The 17,696-nt window shown below is 75.4% G+C and carries 13 protein-coding genes, 1 tRNA gene and 1 pseudogene; 9 read left to right on the top strand and 6 right to left on the bottom strand.

Going from position 1 to position 17,696, the window contains the following annotated elements; translation table 11 throughout:
* Positions 1–194 precede the first annotated feature (194 nt).
* From ACIQUQ_RS23360 to ACIQUQ_RS23340, 5 genes and pseudogenes are all read left to right on the top strand, one after another.
* On the top strand, positions 195–3,968 hold the full coding sequence (locus ACIQUQ_RS23360) for an ATP-binding protein (RefSeq protein ID WP_403978938.1): 3,774 nt from the start codon (positions 195–197) through the stop codon (positions 3,966–3,968).
* A gap of 146 nt (positions 3,969–4,114) precedes the next feature.
* Positions 4,115–4,555: a roadblock/LC7 domain-containing protein gene (locus tag ACIQUQ_RS23355; protein ID WP_403978935.1), complete on the top strand. Its 441-nt coding sequence runs from the start codon at positions 4,115–4,117 to the stop codon at positions 4,553–4,555.
* 32 nt (positions 4,556–4,587) lie between these two features.
* Complete coding sequence (locus ACIQUQ_RS23350) at positions 4,588–4,956, top strand: DUF742 domain-containing protein (RefSeq protein WP_403978932.1); 369 nt, start codon at positions 4,588–4,590, stop codon at positions 4,954–4,956.
* Positions 4,934–5,536: a GTP-binding protein gene (locus ACIQUQ_RS23345; RefSeq protein ID WP_403978929.1), complete on the top strand. Its 603-nt coding sequence runs from the start codon at positions 4,934–4,936 to the stop codon at positions 5,534–5,536. The genes ACIQUQ_RS23350 and ACIQUQ_RS23345 overlap by 23 nt, the downstream gene beginning before the upstream one ends.
* Positions 5,533–6,066 (top strand): annotated as a pseudogene (locus ACIQUQ_RS23340) (GAF domain-containing protein); the annotation flags it as partial. The gene ACIQUQ_RS23345 and the pseudogene ACIQUQ_RS23340, both read left to right, overlap by 4 nt.
* 218 nt (positions 6,067–6,284) lie before the next feature.
* Here ACIQUQ_RS23340 and ACIQUQ_RS23335 read toward each other — a convergent pair.
* Both ACIQUQ_RS23335 and ACIQUQ_RS23330 read right to left on the bottom strand, forming a co-directional pair.
* Positions 6,285–7,202, bottom strand: coding sequence for a transketolase family protein (locus tag ACIQUQ_RS23335; RefSeq protein WP_403978927.1), 918 nt, complete (start codon positions 7,200–7,202; stop codon positions 6,285–6,287).
* 30 nt (positions 7,203–7,232) lie between these two features.
* Positions 7,233–7,934 carry a transketolase gene (locus ACIQUQ_RS23330; protein ID WP_403978924.1) on the bottom strand — a complete coding sequence of 234 codons (702 nt, stop codon included), beginning with the start codon at positions 7,932–7,934 and terminating at the stop codon, positions 7,233–7,235.
* Positions 7,935–8,100: 166 nt separating this feature from the next.
* Here ACIQUQ_RS23330 and ACIQUQ_RS23325 point away from each other — a divergent pair.
* Together ACIQUQ_RS23325 and ACIQUQ_RS23320 are read left to right on the top strand one after the other, a co-directional pair.
* Positions 8,101–8,177, top strand: a tRNA-Pro gene (locus tag ACIQUQ_RS23325).
* Positions 8,178–8,343: 166 nt separating this feature from the next.
* Complete coding sequence (locus tag ACIQUQ_RS23320; protein WP_403978922.1) at positions 8,344–9,522, top strand: NAD(P)/FAD-dependent oxidoreductase; 1,179 nt, start codon at positions 8,344–8,346, stop codon at positions 9,520–9,522.
* A 1-nt stretch (position 9,523) separates the two neighbouring features.
* On the opposite strand, the gene ACIQUQ_RS23315 is transcribed toward ACIQUQ_RS23320, so the two are convergent.
* The 4 genes from ACIQUQ_RS23315 to ACIQUQ_RS23300 form a co-directional block, all read right to left on the bottom strand.
* Positions 9,524–10,303 carry an MBL fold metallo-hydrolase gene (locus ACIQUQ_RS23315; protein ID WP_403978920.1) on the bottom strand — a complete coding sequence of 260 codons (780 nt, stop codon included), beginning with the start codon at positions 10,301–10,303 and terminating at the stop codon, positions 9,524–9,526.
* Between the two features lie 116 nt (positions 10,304–10,419).
* Positions 10,420–11,397 carry a GlxA family transcriptional regulator gene (locus ACIQUQ_RS23310; protein WP_403978917.1) on the bottom strand — a complete coding sequence of 326 codons (978 nt, stop codon included), beginning with the start codon at positions 11,395–11,397 and terminating at the stop codon, positions 10,420–10,422.
* A gap of 122 nt (positions 11,398–11,519) precedes the next feature.
* Positions 11,520–14,066 (bottom strand): discoidin domain-containing protein, encoded by a 2,547-nt coding sequence (locus ACIQUQ_RS23305; protein WP_403978914.1) that lies wholly within the window; start codon positions 14,064–14,066, stop codon positions 11,520–11,522.
* A 132-nt stretch (positions 14,067–14,198) separates the two neighbouring features.
* A complete protein-coding gene (locus tag ACIQUQ_RS23300; protein WP_403978911.1) occupies positions 14,199–15,137 on the bottom strand; it encodes a collagenase in 939 nt (312 codons plus the stop codon).
* Between the two features lie 234 nt (positions 15,138–15,371).
* On the opposite strand from ACIQUQ_RS23300, the gene ACIQUQ_RS23295 reads away from it, so the two are divergent.
* Together ACIQUQ_RS23295 and ACIQUQ_RS23290 are read left to right on the top strand one after the other, a co-directional pair.
* On the top strand, positions 15,372–16,574 hold the full coding sequence (locus ACIQUQ_RS23295; protein ID WP_403978908.1) for an NAD(P)/FAD-dependent oxidoreductase: 1,203 nt from the start codon (positions 15,372–15,374) through the stop codon (positions 16,572–16,574).
* Between the two features lie 156 nt (positions 16,575–16,730).
* On the top strand, positions 16,731–17,669 hold the full coding sequence (locus ACIQUQ_RS23290; RefSeq protein ID WP_403979228.1) for a sigma-70 family RNA polymerase sigma factor: 939 nt from the start codon (positions 16,731–16,733) through the stop codon (positions 17,667–17,669).
* Positions 17,670–17,696 lie beyond the last annotated feature (27 nt).

Raw genomic sequence — 17,696 nt, 5'->3', positions numbered from 1 at the left:
CGGGGGCCGGGTGGTGCGCACCCCGGCGCATTCGGGCTCGCGTACGAGCGCTCCTTCGCCAGCGGGAAGCACCCCGGTGAAGTTCCCCAACTGGGCGCCCGCGGGCGGAGCGTGCGGTCTAGCGTGGATCCCCGGTGATCAACGCCGGGTCCCCGCGACCCGGTCCCCACGTACCGAACGCACCGAGGACGACGATGTCCGGACTCCGCGACAGCGCGGCCCGCCCCGATCGCGCGGCACGACCCGACCACGCGGCGCGGCCCGACCGCGGCCCGGGACGGGCCGACCGCCGGGACGGCGGCCGCCGGCCCCGCACCCCCGCCCGTCACACCACCTCGCCGAGGACCGCGTCTCCCGGAGCCCCCCGGCGGATCACGCCGCTGCTCGTCCGGGCGGCCGTGCTGCCCACCCTGGCCGCCGGTTCGAGCGGCGCCGCCGCGGTGCTCTTCACCCTCCGGCTGGGCGCCCGGCCGGACGGCCGTCTCTGGCTTGTTCTGAGCGGTTGCGGGCTCCTCTTCGCGGCCGCGCTCACCGCCGCCGTGCTCGGAGCCCACCGCGCCGCGCGCGCCGTGCGCGACCGCTGCGAGGCCCTGCGCCGGTCCAGCGCGCGCGGGCAGCAGGAGCTGCGGACCGTACTGGACCGGCTGGAGCGGGGCGAGACCGTGCCGGAACGCCGGGCGGGCGGGGCCCCGCCCGGGGAACCGGGCCGGACCGGCGAGCCGGGCCGGACCCGCGAGCCGGGCCGGGGGGTCGAGCGGGGCCGGGTGGCCGAGCGGGGCCGGGCGGCCGAGCCGGCGGGGCCGGACGAGTTCGCCGCGCTCTCCGGGGAGTTGCGGGAGGCCCGGGAGCAGGCGCACGCCGCGCTGGTGCGGGCGGCCGGCCTGGCCGGGCGCTCGGACAGCGACCAGAAGGTCGAGGTGTTCGTGAACCTCGCCCGCCGCCTGCAGTCGCTGGTCCACCGGGAGATCCAGCTGCTGGACGGCCTGGAGGACACGGTCGAGGACCCGGACCTGCTGAAGGAGCTGTTCCACGTCGACCACCTGGCCACCCGGATCCGCCGCCACGCCGAGAACCTCGCGGTGCTGGGCGGCGCGGCCTCCCGGCGCCAGTGGACCCGGCCGATCGACGTCAGCGAGGTGCTGCGGTCCTCGGTGGCGGAGGTGGAGCAGTACACGCGGGTGAAGGTGGTGCCCCCGGCGGCCGGCAGCGTACGCGGGCACGCCGTCGCGGACGTGGTGCACCTGCTGGCCGAACTCGTCGAGAACGCCACGGTGTTCTCGCCGCCGGACACGGACGTCGTGCTGCGCGCGGAGCGGGTCACGGCCGGCATCGCGATCGAGGTGGAGGACCGGGGCCTGGGCATGCCGGCTGAGGAGCAGCACCGGATGAACGCGCTGCTGGACGACCCGGACCAGGTCAGCGTCCGGCACCTGCTGGCCGACGGCAGGATCGGTCTGTTCGTCGTCTCGGCGCTGGCCCGGCGGCACGGCATCGCCGTCGAGCTGAAGTCCAACATCTACGGGGGAGTCCTGGCGGTGCTCGTGCTCCCGCGGGACCTGCTGGGCGCCGACGCGGCCGACGCGACGCGCCCCACCGTGACGGGCACGGGTACGGGCCTGGGCACGGGCCTGCCCCTGCCGCCGCTGGAACCGGCCCGTGGGGCGGGCGCTGCCGGGGTGGGGCCGGTTGCCTCCGGCGTCGGGGCTGCGGGGGCTGCCGGGGGCGGTGCGGAGTTCCGGGCCGGCCGGGAGGCGGCTGTGGCGCGGGGCGGAGGTTCCGCGGTCTTAGGGGACGCGGGGACTGCTCGTGCCGGGGGTTCGCGTCAGGTGAGCGGTGCCGGCGCGGGCCGGGAGGACGCGGCCGCGGACACGGCTCGGCGTACGGACACGGCTTCGCGTACGGACCCGGCCTCGGCCACGGACACGGCTCCGCGTACGGCTTCCGGCGGGGACGCGGTGGGGCGCACCGCGCTGCCCCGCCGGGTCCGCGCCTCGGCAGTGGAACAGGCGGCCATCCCGCAGCAGGCGCGGAGCGTGCCCCGCCCGGCGGCGGGCGGAGACGCGGCGGCCGGCCCGCGGCGCGGGGACCGGCGAGGGGCGAGCGCAGCCGTCCCCGCACCGGGGGCCGTGGCTCCCGTACCCGGTGCCGCGGCTCCGGACCCGGTCGCCGGGCCGGGCGGGAGCGGCGCGCCCTCGGGGAACGTGTGGGAGGGCCACGAGCGGGAGTCCCGGACGACCGGGGCCGCCAGTGGCTCCGCCGGTCCCGGCCGCGAGACCGGGGAGCCAACGGGTGGCACGGCCCCGGTGCGCAGTCCGGAGCCGGAGGCGCACCCTCTTAGGCCCGGCACCGGCACCGGCACCGGCGCGGCCCCGGCGCCGGGCGCCGGCTGGCACGGGCCGGATGCCGGCTGGCACGGGCCGGATGCCGCGACCGCGAGCCCGGCCGCAGGCCTGGCCCCGACTGCGGGTGTGGCTCCGGCCGCGGAGGCGGATCCGGATGCCGCGAGCGCGAGCCCGGCTGCGGTTCCGGGCTCGGCTCCGGCCTCGGGTCCGACCCCGGCCGCGGGGGCTGAGCCGAGTGCGCTGCGCCGTACGGGGGCTTCGGGCCGCGCGCGGCACCGGGCCGTCCCAGCAACGCCCTCCGGCCGGCCGGAGGGCGGGGGAGCGGCAGGTGCCGGTGCCTGTCCGTCGGGCCCGGGCGACGCTGGTGCCGAGCAGCAGCCGGGAGACGGCTCGGGCACCGGAGAGGGTGCCGAGCGGGCGTACGAGGACCGAGCCGACGCCGGTGGTCAGCGCGGGTCGCACTACCGGGACGGGCTGGGAGCCGGTAGCGGGCGCGGGTCGCGCCACGAAGTCGGGCCGGGGGCCGCTGACCGTCAGCCGTACGGGGACCTGCCGGGTGCCGGTCCGGGGCGTGAGCCACACCGCGCAGACGGGCCCGGTGCCGGTGCCGCCCCCGGGTACTTCCCGCAGCCGGGGGCGGGCGTGGATGCCACCGCTTCGGGGACTTCCCGTCAGGCGGACGCCGCCTTCGCGCCCGGCGCACCCTGGGGCGCCGCCCCCGAGGCCTGGCCCCCCGCGTCGCGGGCTCCCGGCGAGTCCTGGGCTCCTGGCTCCCCGGACCTCGTCGGCGCCGGTCCCCGGCCGACCGCGCCTGCGGAGCCCCTGGGGAGCGAGACGTGGCCACCGGCCTCCGCGCAGCCCGCCGACGCCGATCCCGTATCCCCGAAGCCCGACGGCACCGGGCCGGCGTCCCCTGCCCCCGCCCCAGACGGTGCCCAGCCGCTCGTGCGCCGCGCAGGCTCGGTGTCTCCGGAGCCCGGCGCGGCTCAGCCGTCCGTGTGGCCGGCCAGTCCGGTGTCTCCGGAGCCTGCCCCGGCTGGTGCCCAGTCGCTCGTGTGCCCCGCGGGCTCGGTGTCTCCGGAGCCGGAGCCGGAGCCTGGCCTGGGTCAGCCGTCCGTTTGGTGGGCAGGTCCGGTGTCCGCGGAGCCTGCCCCGGCCGGGGCCCAGCCGCCCGTGCACCCTGTGGGCTCCGTGTCCGCGGAGCCGGCACCGGCCGCGGCTCAGTCGTCCGTGCGGTCGGCAGGTCCGGTGGCTGCGGAGCCGGCACCCGCTGGGGCCCGGCTGCCCGGACGCCACGCAGGCCCCGCGTTGACCGAGCCCGTCCCGGCCGCGCCCCAGCCGCCCGTACGACCCGCAGGCCCCGTGTCGACGGAGTCGGCACCGGGCGTGGTCCCGCGTCCCGCGCACGAGCCCGCCGGTGTCGCGGCCCGGCCTGCGCTGCCGCGGCGGCGGGCGCAGGAACACCTCGCCCCGCAGCTGCGCGACGCGCCCGGGCCGGTCGTACGGGCCGGGGGCGGCGGCGAGCAGCCCGTCCACGATCCCCAGCTCATGGCCGCGTTCCGGCGCGGCTTCGGGCTCGCTCAGGCTGCGTCCGAAGAGGACCCGGACCCGGCCCCGGACTCCTGACCGGCCCATGACGCGCCGGGCACCCGTGGATCCCGGGGCGCCCCGTGAGCGCAGAGAAGCGCAGAGCACCGCACAGAACTGCAGAGCACCACAGAGAACCGCCGAGAACGCCGAGAACGCCGAGACCCGCAAGGAGCACACCCCCCATGCCCAGCGACGTGAAGACCCCCCAGCTGTCCGAACTCGACTGGCTGCTCGGCGGACTCGTGCAGCGCGTCCCCTACACCCGCAGCGCCGTCCTGCTCACCGCCGACGGGCTGGTCACCTGCGTCCACGGCCTCGACGCCGACAGCGCCGACCACATGGCCGCGCTCGCCTCCGGCCTCTACTCCCTCGGCCGCAGCGCCGGCGCCCGGTTCGGCGACGGCGCCGAGGTCCGGCAGGTGGTCGTCGAGCTCGACTCCGCCCTGGTCTTCGTCTCCGCCGCCGGCTCCGGCACCTGCCTGGCCGTGCTCGCCGACCGGGAGGCCGACGCCGGCGTCCTCGGCTACGAGATGGCGATGCTGGTCAAGAGCGTGCGGCCGTACCTCGCCGCCCCGCCCCGGCAGCCCGCCGGGACCCCCGAGCGCGCCCGCCCCGAGCAGTGAGGGCCCCCGCCACGCACCCCCTCCCGCACGACATGCCCTGGCTCGACGACTCGGCGGGCCGGGTGATGCGCCCGTACACGGCGAGCGGAGGCCGGACCCGGCCCAGCACCCCGCTGGACCTGCTGTCCCTGCTGACTGCGACCGGGGTCCGCCCCGCCGACCGGCTCGGCGCGGACCACGCCCTGGCGCTCCGGCTCTGCGCCGCGCCCGCCGGGCCGGTGTCCGTGGCGGAGGTCGCGGCGCAGCTGCGGCTGCCCGCCGTGGTGACCAAGGTCCTGCTGTCCGACCTGCTGGAGTGCGGGGCCGTCACGGCACGGTCCCCGCGTTTCCCGGGCGGCGGCGCGGCCGACGACCAGAACCTGCTGCTGGCGGTGCTCGATGGCCTGCGACGACGACTCTGAGACGCTGCCCGCCACCCTGAAGATCCTCGTCGCGGGGGGCTTCGGCGCGGGCAAGACCACCTTCGTGGGCGCGGTCAGCGAGATCGAGCCGCTCAGCACGGAGGAACTCCTCAGCGGTTTCGGGGAGTCCACCGATCCGCTCACCGGCGTGGAGGGCAAGACGGCCACCACCGTCGCGCTCGACTTCGGCCGGATCACCCTCGACACCGGCCACGTGCTGTACCTCTTCGGCACGCCCGGCCAGGCACGCTTCTGGTTCCTGTGGGAGGAGCTGTGCGCGGGCGCGCTCGGCGCGGTCGTGCTGGCCGACACCCGCAGGCTGGACGACTGCTTCCCGGCGGTCGACTTCTTCGAGCGCCGGGGCATCGCGTTCGTCGTGGCCGTCAACGAGTTCGACGGCGGCCACCGCTACACCGCGGAGGAGGTACGGGACGCAGTCGGCCTGGCCCCGGACGTCCCGGTCGTACGGTGCGACGCGCGCCGCGCGGACTCCGGCATCCGCATCCTCGCGGCCCTGGTCGGGCACCTGCTCGCCGCGACGCACGACACCCGCACCACGATGGAGGGGGAACCGCCATGACGTACTACGAGTCCACGGGCCACCTGCTGCTCACGCCGGTGGACCGGGAGGCGCCGGCCCGGGTGGCCCGGCTGCGCGAACTCGGCCTGGGGGAGCGGGCGGACCCCGAGCTCGACGCCTTCGCGCGGCAGGTCGCGGAGACCACCGGGACCCCGTACGCGGCGGTCAACTTCATCGACGAGGAACGCCAGTTCTTCGCCGGCCTGCACCACCGGGCCGACGCCCCGGCCGGCGCGTACACCGGCCGGGTGCTGGCCCGCGACCACGGCTACTGCCCGCACGTGGTGGTGCGCCGCCGGGCCCTCGTCCTGGAGGACGTACGGGACTTCGCGCGCTTCGCGCCGAACGCGGTGGTCGAGGAGGACGGCGTACGCTCCTACCTCGGCGCGCCCTTGACGGACCGTCAGGGATTTGTGCTGGGCACGGTGTGCGCGGTGGACCTGGTGCCGCGGCGGTGGGGCCGGGAGGGCCTGGAGACCATCAAGGGCCTGGCGGCGGAGCTGGTGAAGGTCCTGCACGCCCGCGAGGACGCGGCGGGCCTGGCGCCGCAGCCGGAGCCGGGTCCCGGGCGGGGGCCGGAGCCGAGGCGAGGACCGGAGCCGGGGCGGGATCAAGGCGTCGGTCCCGTCCTGGGCCGCGATCCGGGCCGCGATCCGGGCCTCGGCCCGGGCCGCGATCCGGGCCTCGGCCCGGGCCCCGCTTCCGGCCGGGGCCGGGGTCCGGGCGCGGGCCCGGACCGGGACCCGGCCTAGCGGGAGCCGGCGGCGGGGGCGAGGAAGGCGGCGATCCGCTCGCGCAGCCCCCGGGCGTCGAGACCGTGCGCCGCCGTGTGCTCCTCCGCCGTCCCGTACTTCCGCAGCTCGGCGCGGCCCACGCCCAGCCCCAGCACCCGGTGGGGCAGGTCGGCCAGCGCGTCGTTGGCCGCGGCCGTCGACGTACCGGCCAGGTAGGGCTCGACCAGAACCACGTCCGCCCGGTCCTGGCGGCCCACGGCCGCGCGCAGGGCCGAGCCGTCGAAGGGCCGCACGGTGGTCGCGTACAGCACGGTCACGTCCAGGCCGGCCACCGCCGCCAGGACGTCGTCCAGCACCGGTCCGACCGCCACGACCACCCCGGCGGAGCCCTCGCGGACGGTCAGGAAGCGGGCGCCGTCGACGGGCCGGGCGGCCGCGTTTGACAGGTTCGACAGCCGGACGTACACCTTGTCGTCCCCGGCGGCCGCCGCGTGCCGCAGCAGCGCCTCCGCCTCGTCCGGGTGCCCGGGGACGTGGACGGTCCAGCCGTCCAGGGTGTCCATCAGCTGCACGTCGCCCGGCGCCATGTGGGTCACGCCGCCCGCGGCCCAGTCGTACGAGGCGTTCGCGCTGACCAGGATCCCGCCCACGCCCTGGTGCCCGAAGTCGAGCTTGACCTGCTCGAAGGGCCGCTCCACCAGGAAGCTCGCGAAGGTGTGCATGATCGGCCGCAGCCCCGTCAGGGCCATCCCGGCCCCCGCCCCGACCAGCAGCTGCTCGCGGATGCCGACGTTCACCACGCGGTCCGGGTGCTGCCGCTGGGCGGGCCGGAAGCCGTCCATGGTGATCTCGGCCAGGACCAGGGCGAGCCGCGGGTCCTCGTCCAGGAGGCGGGAGGTGGTGGAGACGAACCGCTCGCGCATGGTGTCCATGGGATGTCTTCCTCGTTCCGGATCGGTGGGTCAGTTCTTGGGCTCGACGCGGGCGACCACCGCGTGCGGGCGGCCCGGGCGGGCCAGGGCGTAGGCGGCCTCCAGGGCCGCGTGGTCGCGGCCGTCGACCGTGACGGCCGACCAGCCCGCCGCCTCGAAGCGGGAGGCGATGCCGCCGGACCAGCCGTGGGTGGCGGACTGGTTGTCGATCACCAGGGTGTGCAGCCGCTCCAGGCCGGCGGCTCCCGCGTAGGCGAGGGCCTCGTGGTTGCTGCCCTCGTCCAGCTCCGCGTCGCCGATCAGCACCCACACGGCCGGGTCGGTCAGGCCCTGGGCGCGCAGCCCCAGCGCCGTCCCCACGGCCAGCGGCAGCCCGTGGCCCAGGGAGCCGCTGCCGATCTCGGCGCCGGGCACCAGCAGCCGGTCCGGGTGGTGGCCGAGCGGGGAGTCGTACGAGCCGAAGCCGTCCAGCCACTCCACCGGGAAGAAGCCCTTGGCGGCGAGGATCGCGTAGTACGCCATCGGCCCGTGCCCCTTGGAGAGCAGGAACCGGTCGCGGCCCGGGTCCCCGGCCGTCTCCGGCGACACCCGCAGCACCCGGTCGTACAGCACCCACAGGGCGTCGAGGGTGGAGGTGGCGGCCGGCCCGTGCTTCTCGGCCCCGGTCATCCGCGCCATCAGGGCGGGGAGGTCCTCGTAACGGAATGCGATGTCCGCTGTCGTCTGCGTCATGACACACACCCTGCAACCTCAAGTTCGCTTGAGGTCAAACCCCGTCCGGAGGCCCCACCCGCCCCGCCCGTCCCGCGCCGCGGAAAGGTGCGCGCGACCACCCCGGGAAGTGCGGTATTGTTCTCGTGCGCGTTCGGCCAGGGGAAACCTGCAGGTCAGCGAGCATCGGGACGTGGCGCAGCTTGGTAGCGCACTTGACTGGGGGTCAAGGGGTCGCAGGTTCAAATCCTGTCGTCCCGACCATGCGGAAACGCAGGTCGGAGGCCGTTCTCTCATCCGTGGGAGGGCGGCCTTTCGTGTACCCGGAGTGTGATGCGGGTCACGCCGGAGCCCTGTCACGCTTGGCCGCGGTTGGCTGTCCCATGGGCGTCACCGGCACCGAGGCCGGTGCCCGACCTGGGAGTTCGCCATGACCAAGCGCCACCGCGTCGTCGTCCTCGGCGCCGGCTACACGGGCATGTTCACCGCGATCCGGCTGGCCCGGCGCACCCGCCGTGCCGGTGTGGAGATCACCCTCGTGAACCCCTCGGGGCGGTTCGTCGAGCGGCTCCGGATGCACCAGATCGCCGCGGGCCGGGAGCTGGCCGTCCGCCCGATCCCCGAGCTGCTCGCCGGCACCGGCGTCACGTTCCTCCAGGGCGCCGCCACCGCGATCGACCCCGAGGCCCGGCGCATCACCGTCGACGGCTCGGCGTTCCTCGCGTACGACACGCTCGTCTACGCACTGGGCAGCTCCACCGACACCGGCAACGTCCCCGGGGCCGACGCCCACGCGTTCACCCTCAACGGGCCCGAGGCCGCAGGCCGGTTCGCCGCACGGACCGCCGAGGTCGCCGCGGCCGGCGGCACGGTCACCGTATGCGGCGGTGGTCTCACCGGCATCGAGGCGGCGACGGAGCTCGCCGAGGCCCACCCGGGGCTGAACGTCACCCTGATCAGCACGGCGGAGCCCGGTTCCATGATGGGCGAGAAGGCCCGCGCGTACCTCCACCGGGCGCTCGGCCGCCTCGGCATCACCCTGGAGACCGGCGTCCGGGTCGCCAAGGTGCTGCCCGGGGCCGTCGAACTCGCCGACGGGCGGACCCTCCGGTCCGACGCCTGCCTGTGGACCACCGGCGTCAGGGTGCCGCCGCTCGCCGCCGACTCGGGGATCGCCACCGACGACCGCGGCCTGGTCCTGACCGACGCCACGCTGCGGTCGGTGTCGCACCCGCAGGTCCACGCGGTCGGCGACGCCGCCGCCGTCCGGATGGACTTCGGACTGCTCCACGGCTCCTGCCAGAGCGGGCTGCCCACCGCCCAGTACACCGCCGACACCATCGCGCGACTGGTGCGCGGCAAGACCGTGAAGCCGTTCCGCTTCGGCTACTTCCACCAGCCGGTGAGCCTCGGCCGCAAGGACGCGGTCGTCCAGTTCACCAAGGCCGACTTCACCCCGGCCGGCCTGCGTCTCACCGGCCGCACCGCCGCCCGGTACAAGGAACTGGTCAGCGGCAGCCCGCTGATGACGTACCGCTACAGCAGGCACGTGAACGTCACCACCCTCGTCTCCAGGGGCGGCCGCGCCGTCCCGGAGCCCACGGTGTGAATCATCCGGAGGAGGCCGCCTCGTCCGCGGTACGGGTACGGGTACGGGTACGGAGGCGGCCGGCCGCTTCGAGCCGGGACAGGCGCCGCTGCTCCCGCGAGGCCCAGCGCCGCACGCGGTCGGGGTCGAGGGGGGTGCCGTGGCCGACGTGGAGCCGGGTGGGGTTCAGGGCCAGCATCCTCCGCAGGCTGGCGAGGTTGAGCAGCGGGTCGTCGTGGAAGGGCGGGTTGGCCGGGCGGCCGCGGACCAGGCCGAAGAAGGAGTTGGCGACCAGGTCGCCCGCGACGAGGTCCCCCTGGGCGGTCAGGACGGAGACGGATCCGGCGGTGTGCCCGGGGGTGGGCATGATGCGTGCCGTGATCCCGAAGTCCTCCAGGTCGGTCTCACCGGTGACGAGGACGTCGGGTTCGAACGGTTCCACCTGCATGTGCAGCTTCTCGTTCCCGGCCATGAGGCGGCCCATCGGTCCGGTGGGGAGGTACGGTTCCCGGACCCGGCCGGTGCGGAAGGGGCCGAGGTCCGCGACGTGACCCGCCACCGGTGCCCCGGTGAGGCGGTGCAGTTCGGCGGCCGAGCCGAAGTGGTCGATGTGGCCGTGCGTGACGACGATCAGCGACACGTCGGCGGGGTCGACGCCGTGGGCGGCGACCTGTTCGACGATCCTCCGGCCGCTGCCGGGCGTGCCCGCGTCGACGATGACGGGCCGGCGGCCCAGCAGCAGGTGGGCGTTGATGTTGTGCCGGCCCATCACGGGGATCGGGACGACCTTGGTTCGGGACACTCTTCTCTCCTCGGGCATGACCGTCTTCCGCCGCGCGGTGGTTCGCGGGCGGTGGGGCGGGAACGGTGGGGCGGGACCGTGGGGCAGGGGCGGTCGGGTCGGGTGCGGAGCCGGGCCTACCGGAAGCGGCGCCGGTATTCGGCGGGGGTGGTTCCGAGGCGGCGGCGGAAGGAGCGGTGCAGGCTCTCCACGGAGCCGAGGCCGCTGAGGGCGGCGATCTCGGGCAGGCCGTGACTGCTGTCCTGGAGCAGCCGCCGCGCGGCCTCCAGCCGGACGGACTCGACGTACGCGGCGGGGGTGGTGCCGGTGCGCCGCTGGAACAGCCGCGAGAAGTGGCGCACGCTGAGGTGCAGCCGCGCGGCCAGGACGTCGGCGGACAGGTCCTCGGCGAGGTGTTCGCCGATCCACGTGCGCAGGTCGTCGATCCGGTCGCCGGGGTCGGCCGGGAGCGCCAGCGGGACACTGAACTGGCTCTGGCCGCCCGCGCGTTTGACGTACATGACCATCGTGCGGGCGGTGTCCAGGGCGAGTTCGGGGCCGTGGTCCTCGGTGACCATGGCCAGCGCCATGTCCATCCCGGAGGCGATGCCGGCGCAGGTCCACAGGCGGCCCTGCCGGATGAAGATCGGGTCCGGGTCGACGGTGACCCGCGGGTGGTCGGCGGCCAGCCGCGCGGCGGTGCGCCAGTGGGTCGTCGCCGACAGCCCGTCCAGCAGGCCGGCCGCGGCGAGCAGGTGCGTGCCCGAGCAGACGGAGGCCAGCCGGTGGGTGCCGGGTGCCGCTTCCCGCAGCCAGTCGATGATCCCGTCGTCGAGCACCGGCTCCACTCCGCGGTCGTGCACGCGGACGGCGCCCGACACGAGCAGGGTGTCCACGTCGCCGTGCACCTCGTCCAGCCTCAGGTCGGCCATCAGCCGGATTCCGCCGGCGGTGGCCACCGGTTCGCCCCCGGGGGTCGCGATGCGGACGGTGTACCCGGGCCGGCCGCTTCCGGCGACCCGGGTGGCGACCGAGAACACCTCGGCCGGGCCGGTGACGTTGAGCGGTTCGACGCCGGGGAAGGCGGCGACGACGACCCTGTGCGGTGGGAGCATGACCCGATCATGTCGCCCCGCCGGCAGGGCCGCAATGACCATGTTCTGTCACATTCGGACACGCACGACGGGCGAGCCGGAAGCCCGGGGCAGGCGCCGTCCGGCACCTGCCCCGGCTCGCGTCAGGAGACGGTCAGGAACCTGGCGAGGCTCGGTACGCCCTGGGCGTCGAGGGCGAAGAGCATCCAGTTGCCCGGCAGGACCACGCCGGGGTCGGAGGGCAGGGACACCGTGTACGTGCCGGTGCCCGTGGCGGTGGAGGCGAGGGGGACCCGCCGCTGGTCGTTGTCGGTGGAGTGGGTCGCGGCCGCGGCCCGCATGAGGACGAAGGACGCCACCGGGCCCGTGGTGGTCACCGAGAGCTGGGCGCCCGGGGCGGCCCGGGGCGGCACGCCTCCGGTGACGGCCGGACGCGGCTTCGGCGATCCGTCCGCGTTGAGCAGGTAGGGCGGGGTGAAGACGGCCCCGTCGGCGTGGTTGGTCGCACAGTCGCCGCACAGCCCGCCGCCGCCGGAGAAGATCCGGCCGTCCGGCAGCAGGTTGGCCACGCTGTGGTAGTTCCGCGGGATCGCCATGCTGGCGAGGGGGGTGAAGCGTCCGGTCGCCGGGTCCCACAGTTCGGGGGTGAGGACGGACGTCGCGTCGCTGAAGGGCACCGGGTACGACTGCCCGCCGAACACGGCCACCTTGCCGTCGGGCAGGACGACGCTGTTGGCGAAGGCGCGGGCGAAGCCCATGTCACCGGTGCGGGCGGCCTGGACCTGGCTGCCCGAGACGCCCACCGTGTACGCGCGCCGGGTGGCCGGGGTCTTCTCGTAGGCGGGCGAACCGCCCAGGGTGAGCAGCTTGCCGATGTCGTAGGCGACGGCGTTGCCGGTCATGGCGTCCTGGCTGTCGGCCCGGGTGCCGGCGGACGTGATGCTGCCGGTGCCGGACGTCGAGATCCAGTTCATCTGCCGGCTCGGGCCCAGCTGGAGCACCCTGCCGCCCGAAGTGGCGTGCAGCCACATGTGGTTGTCGGCGCGGTAGGCGCCGGCCGGGTCGGCCGTCAGCGCCGGGGTGGCGGGCACGCCGGTGAGCGTGCGCCAGGTGCGGGTGGCCGGGTTCCAGACCTCGCCGCCCTTGTCGCCCGGGCCGCCGCTCCAGGAGCCGCCGAGGACGAACGCCTCGCCGGTGGAGAGCAGTGTCATCGCCTGGTAGCCGCGGGCGATGGTCATGTCGGTGGTGGCGGACCACTGGTCGGTCGCCGGGTCGTAGATGCTGGCCTTCTCCGCGTTGCTGCCCCCGGTGACCAGGACGCGGCCGTCGGCCAGCATGGCTATGCCGGGGCAGAACATGTCGTGGCCGGTGTTGTCGACGCGGCGCTGCGTCACCTTCCCGGTCTTCAGGTCCAGGATGGCCGTCTGGGTGTAGCCGTTGCTGCCGCCGAAGCGGTCGACGGCGTACGCGGACCAGGCCAGCAGCTTGTCGCCCGGCAGGACGGCGGTCGCCACCGGCACGAGCGGGAAGCCGGTGACGCGGCCCCAGGAGCCGTGGACGGCCGGGGCGGCCGGCCCGCTCAGGCGTATCTCGGCGGCCGAGCTCCAGGGGCCGCGGCCGCCGGCCTCGCTCAGCGCCGTGAGGCGGACGTACCGGGTGCTCTGCGGCCGGGTGAACGTGGCGGTCTTGACGGTGTCGTCGTCCCGCCACGTGCCCGACGCGACCGGGGCGCCGAACGTCGTGCCGTCCGTGCCGAGGCTGACGGAGTAGCGGCCGATGCGGCCGTTGGGTCCGTTGGAGCGGGGCTGGTAGACGAGTGCGGAGACGGTGGTCGTGCTCTTCAGGTCGAGGGTGATCGTGTGCGGCAGGGGCGCGGCGGTGCCGGACCACCGGCTGTGCCAGATCGTGCCGTCGTCGCCGTCGAGGACGTTGGCCGCCCGGCCGTTCTCGGCCGCCGTCTCCTCGTCCCCCGCGGTCGCCGTCCAGCCCGTACGGGGCAGGTCGACGGTGGCGGCCGGCGTGCCGGGGTCGCCGAGCAGGTTGATCTCGGCGGCGGAGGTCCACGGGCCGCGGCCGCCGGCCTCGGTGAGGGCCGTCAGCCGTACGAACCTGGCCCCCTGCGGGGCGAACCCGAGGGTCTTGGTGCCGGCGTCGTCGGCGAGCGTTCCGGTGGCGACGGGTGCGCCGAAGGTGGTGCCGTCGGTGCTGAGGCTGATGCCGTACTCGCCGATGCGGCCGTTGGGTCCGTCGGTGCGGGGCTGGTAGACGAGTGCGGAGACGGTGGTCGTGCTCTTCAGGTCGAGGGTGATCGTGTGCGGCAGGGGTGTGGGGGTGCCGGTCCACTTGCTGTGCCAGATGGTGGCCGCGTTGCCGTCGAGCACGTTGGCCGCGCGGCCGTTCTCGCCGACGGTCTCCTCGTCGCTCGCCGCGGCCGTCCAGCCGGTGCGGTCGAGGACCGGTGCCGTGGGCTCCATCGCGTTCGCCGGCGCCACGCCGTGGTGGGGCGACCGGTCGGCCGGCCGCTGGTCGGCGGGTACGGGGCGGGGCGCCGGTGCCCGCGCGGCCGCGGCCGGGCCCGCCACCCCGAGCCAGGGGACCAGGCCGACGAGTACGGAGCCGAGGCCGAGGACGACGAGCAGGTACGAGCGGCGTAACCGGTGCTGACGGGCGGAGAAGGGCCGGGACCGCAATCTGACCTCCTGGGACGAAGGGACTTTTCTCCAGAACGTAGGTCAGGGTCCGGACAACTCACCTGCAGAGCAGGTGAGTTGTCCGGTAATTGCGTACGGCGGACCGGTTGGTGCGGGGTTGGGCCGCTCGGCTCAGGCGGTCGTCGCCACGGACGTCAGCCAGGCGTTCCAGTCGCTCTCGTAGTCGAGCGAGGTGAGGAAGGCGCGGGCGGCGGTCCAGTTGCCGGTGCGGTAGTGGGCGAGCACGGTGGCGACGTCGGCCGGGTGCCGCTCGACCATGTAACGGGCGGCGAGGTAGCCCCAGTTGTAGGTGCGGTTGACGTCGCTGTTGGCGTACGTGGTGTCGAACAGCGTGCGCAGGGAGTACGTGTGCTTGCCGGCCTCTGCCAGGGCGTTGGCGTAGGCGACGCCGCGGTAGGAGTAGGAGACGTACTCGGCGATCCCCTCGCCCCACCAGACGGTCGGCGTGGTCTGGCTCGCGCCGAAGTCGCCGTACAGGTCGAAGCGGCCGTCGAGGTAGTGGGTGTACTCGTGGTTGAGGTTCCATATCTGCCAGCCGGGGCTGACGTCGGTGCGCTCGTAGCAGATGAACCGCGGCTGGTTGCCCGTCCTGGACGGGTCCCCCTCCAGGTACATGCCGCCGTTGTTGGTGTCGATGCCGTAGATCCGGCCCGCGTAGGCCTTGTAGTCGGCGCTGGAGTTGAAGACGTCGACCTCCAGGGTGGTGTTGAGGTCGCCGGCGACCGGCCCCGGGTCCTTGACCACGTTGTGGAAGTAGGCGTCCTGGTCGGCGAGGCTCGCGCAGGTCGCCGTCAGCTGGGCGGCGGTCATCTCCTGGGCGCGGATCCGCAGCGTGGGGCTGCACGTGTGGACGATCGGCAGGATGCGGGACTCCAGCTTGCCGCCGGTGGTCCCGGTCGGGCCGGGGGCGCCCTTCGCGGTGCCGTGGGCCGGGCGCTGCGCCGGGTCGGCGAACACGTGGTCCGGCTTGGGGTCGGCCGGGGCGGCCTGGGCGGTGTGGGTGGGGGAGGCCGCGAACGCGGCTGCGAGCAGGGCTGTGGCGACGGCCATGGCGCGCAAGAGGTCACCTCTGGGGATGGAGGAGAGTGCCCGTCGACTGACGGGTGCGCTGTAAAATTGCACATGTCACATGGCTTTTCAATGGTTCTGACGAGTGCACGTCCAGTCGGCCGCCGCCCCGGCCCCCCGGGCCGTTCTGTGACGCACGCCACACGCCGTTCCTGTCAGGAATCGGAGGGCTGCTCCGCTCAAGTGGCGAGAGCCAGCCCACCGAAGGAGCGTCACATGAAGCACCGCATCGTCGTCCTCGGCGCCGGCTACGCCGGGAACCACGTGGCCGGGACCCTGGCCCGCCGGCTTTCCCCGGCGGACGCCGAGATCACCGTCGTCAACGCCGAGCCGGACTTCGTCCAGCGACTGCGGCTGCACCAGCTCGCCGCCGGCCAGGAGATCGAGGCACCACCGCTCACGGACGTGTTCGCGGGCACGGGCATCCGGCTGCACCTGGCCCGGGTCACGGCGGTCCACCCCGAACGCCACGTCGTCGCCGTGACCGGCGCCGACGGCCCGGCCGAACTCCGCTACGACACACTCCTCTACGCCCTCGGCAGCCACGCCGCCGACCACGGCGTCCCCGGCGTGGCCGAGCACGCCTTCGACGTCGCCGGCCGCCCCTCCGCCCTGCGCCTGCGCACGCGCCTGGACGCCCTGGAGGCACGGGCCGGCGGCGGGCAGGTGCTGGTCGTCGGCGACGGGCTCACCGGCATCGAGACCGCCACCGAGATCGCCGAGTCCCGGCCCGGCCTCCGGGTGACGCTGGTCGCCCGCGGCGAACTGGCCGCCCCGCTCTCCGCCGGAGCCCGCAGCCACCTCCGCCGGGCCTGCGAACGGCTCGGCGTCACCGTCCTGGAGGGCACCACGGTCGAGAGCGTCGAGGCGACCCGGGCGCACTGCGCCGACGGCACGGCCCTGGCCTCGGACGCCACCGTGTGGACGGCCGGCTTCGCGGTCGCCCCGGTCGCCGCCGCCGCGGGGCTCGCCGTCACCGGGGACGGCCGGGTCGTCGTCGACCGCACCATGCGGTCCGTCTCGCACCCCGACGTGTACGCCGCCGGCGACTGCGCCCACGCCGTCGGCGACAACGGCCGCCCGCTGCCGATGTCCTGCGCCTCCGCCGGCTACACCGGCGCCCAGGCCGCGGCCGCCATCGTCGGACGCCTGACCGGGGGCACGGTCCCGGACCGGAAGCTGGAGTACGTGGGCAACCACATCAGCCTCGGGCGGCGCGACGGGATCCTGCAGATGGTCGACGGCGACGGGCGCGCGAAGCCGGGGTACACGGGCGGCAGGAAGGCCGCGCGGATCAAGTCCGGGATCGTCGCGATGTCCCTGTGGGCCAATGCCCACCCCACCTTCGGTCTCCCCGGGCGCAGGCGCCGGCTGGCCGCCGCGCCGGCCCGCCCGCGCCCGGCGGACGCCCCCGCGTGACCACCGCCGGCGGGCCCGTGGCAGCCCACCCCCGGCTCCCGGTCCCGCCACACCGCACCGAAGCCCGCCGCCCGAGGAGGAACCATGGGCACCGCGCCCACCCGAACTCCGCCGACCGGCAGCCCCGTTAGGGTGGCCGTCGTGGACAGCGCCCCCATGGACCGATCCGACACCGCCCGGTTCGAGGCCGGCCGGGACCGGCTGGCCGCGCTCGCGTACCGGCTGCTCGGCTCCGCCACCGACGCCGAGGACGCCGTACAGGACGCGTTCCTGCACTGGCAGGCCGCCGACCGGCGGCGGATCGAGGTGCCGGAGGCGTGGCTGACGAAGGTCGTCACCAACCTGTGCCTCGACCGGCTGCGCTCGGCACGCGTGCGCCGCGAACGCACCGCGGGCGCCTGGCTGCCCGAACCGCTCCTCGACGGCGACCCGATGCTCGGCCCGGCCGACACCTTCGAGCAGCGCGAATCGGTCTCCCTGGCGGTGCTGACCCTGATGGAGAGCCTGTCGCCCGTCGAGCGGGGCGTGTACGTCCTGCGCGAGGCCTTCTCCTACAGCCACGCCAAGGCCGCGGAGATCCTCGGCATCACCGAGTCCGCCAGCCAGCAGCACCTGCACCGGGCCCGGACCCGGATCGCCGCCGGGCGCACGCGCGGAGCGGGGGCCGACCGGGCGGCCGCCCGCAGGATCGTGGAGGAGTTCCTCGCCGCGGCCTCCTCGGGCCGCACCGACCGGCTGGTGGCGCTGCTCACCGACGACGCGACCGCCGTCTCCGACGGTGCGGGCCTGAGCCGGAAGCTGCTCCGGTTCGACACCGCGCAGGGCGTCGCCGCCGTGGCACGGGCGGGCTTCAAGCCCACCCCGGCGAAGCGGCGGCTGGCCGGCGGCACCCCCGCCGTCCACTACGCGCTGGTCAACGGCGCACCCGCGGCCCTCTTCGTGGTCGGCGACCGGGTCGTCGGGGCCGTCACGTTCGACCTCGCCGACGGCCGGATCGCGACCGTCCGCGGCATCGCGGCCCCCGCCCGGCTGGTCCGCCTCACCGAGGCCTGGCAGCAGCACGTCCCGGACACCCCGCTGATCCCCGAGTGGTGACCCGGCCGGGGCCCCGGCCGACCCGGC

This window comes from Streptomyces sp. NPDC101118 (assembly GCF_044759445.1).
Classification (GTDB): Bacteria; Actinomycetota; Actinomycetes; order Streptomycetales; family Streptomycetaceae; genus Streptomyces.
The sequence above is the reverse complement of the archived record's forward strand: the minus strand, read 5'-3'. Positions and strand labels throughout refer to the sequence as shown.

Bases quoted from the DNA above. Each gene is read 5' to 3' on its own strand.
- ACIQUQ_RS23360 (WP_403978938.1), top strand. From the start codon at position 195: ATGTCCGGACTCCGCGACAGCGCGGCCCGCCCCGATCGCGCGGCACGA.
- ACIQUQ_RS23355 (WP_403978935.1), top strand. From the start codon at position 4,115: ATGCCCAGCGACGTGAAGACCCCCCAGCTGTCCGAACTCGACTGGCTG.
- ACIQUQ_RS23350 (WP_403978932.1), top strand. From the start codon at position 4,588: ATGCCCTGGCTCGACGACTCGGCGGGCCGGGTGATGCGCCCGTACACG.
- ACIQUQ_RS23345 (WP_403978929.1), top strand. From the start codon at position 4,934: ATGGCCTGCGACGACGACTCTGAGACGCTGCCCGCCACCCTGAAGATC.
- ACIQUQ_RS23335 (WP_403978927.1), bottom strand. From the start codon at position 7,202: ATGGACACCATGCGCGAGCGGTTCGTCTCCACCACCTCCCGCCTCCTG.
- ACIQUQ_RS23330 (WP_403978924.1), bottom strand. From the start codon at position 7,934: ATGACGCAGACGACAGCGGACATCGCATTCCGTTACGAGGACCTCCCC.
- ACIQUQ_RS23320 (WP_403978922.1), top strand. From the start codon at position 8,344: ATGACCAAGCGCCACCGCGTCGTCGTCCTCGGCGCCGGCTACACGGGC.
- ACIQUQ_RS23310 (WP_403978917.1), bottom strand. From the start codon at position 11,397: ATGCTCCCACCGCACAGGGTCGTCGTCGCCGCCTTCCCCGGCGTCGAA.
- ACIQUQ_RS23300 (WP_403978911.1), bottom strand. From the start codon at position 15,137: ATGGCCGTCGCCACAGCCCTGCTCGCAGCCGCGTTCGCGGCCTCCCCC.
- ACIQUQ_RS23295 (WP_403978908.1), top strand. From the start codon at position 15,372: ATGAAGCACCGCATCGTCGTCCTCGGCGCCGGCTACGCCGGGAACCAC.
- ACIQUQ_RS23290 (WP_403979228.1), top strand. From the start codon at position 16,731: ATGGACCGATCCGACACCGCCCGGTTCGAGGCCGGCCGGGACCGGCTG.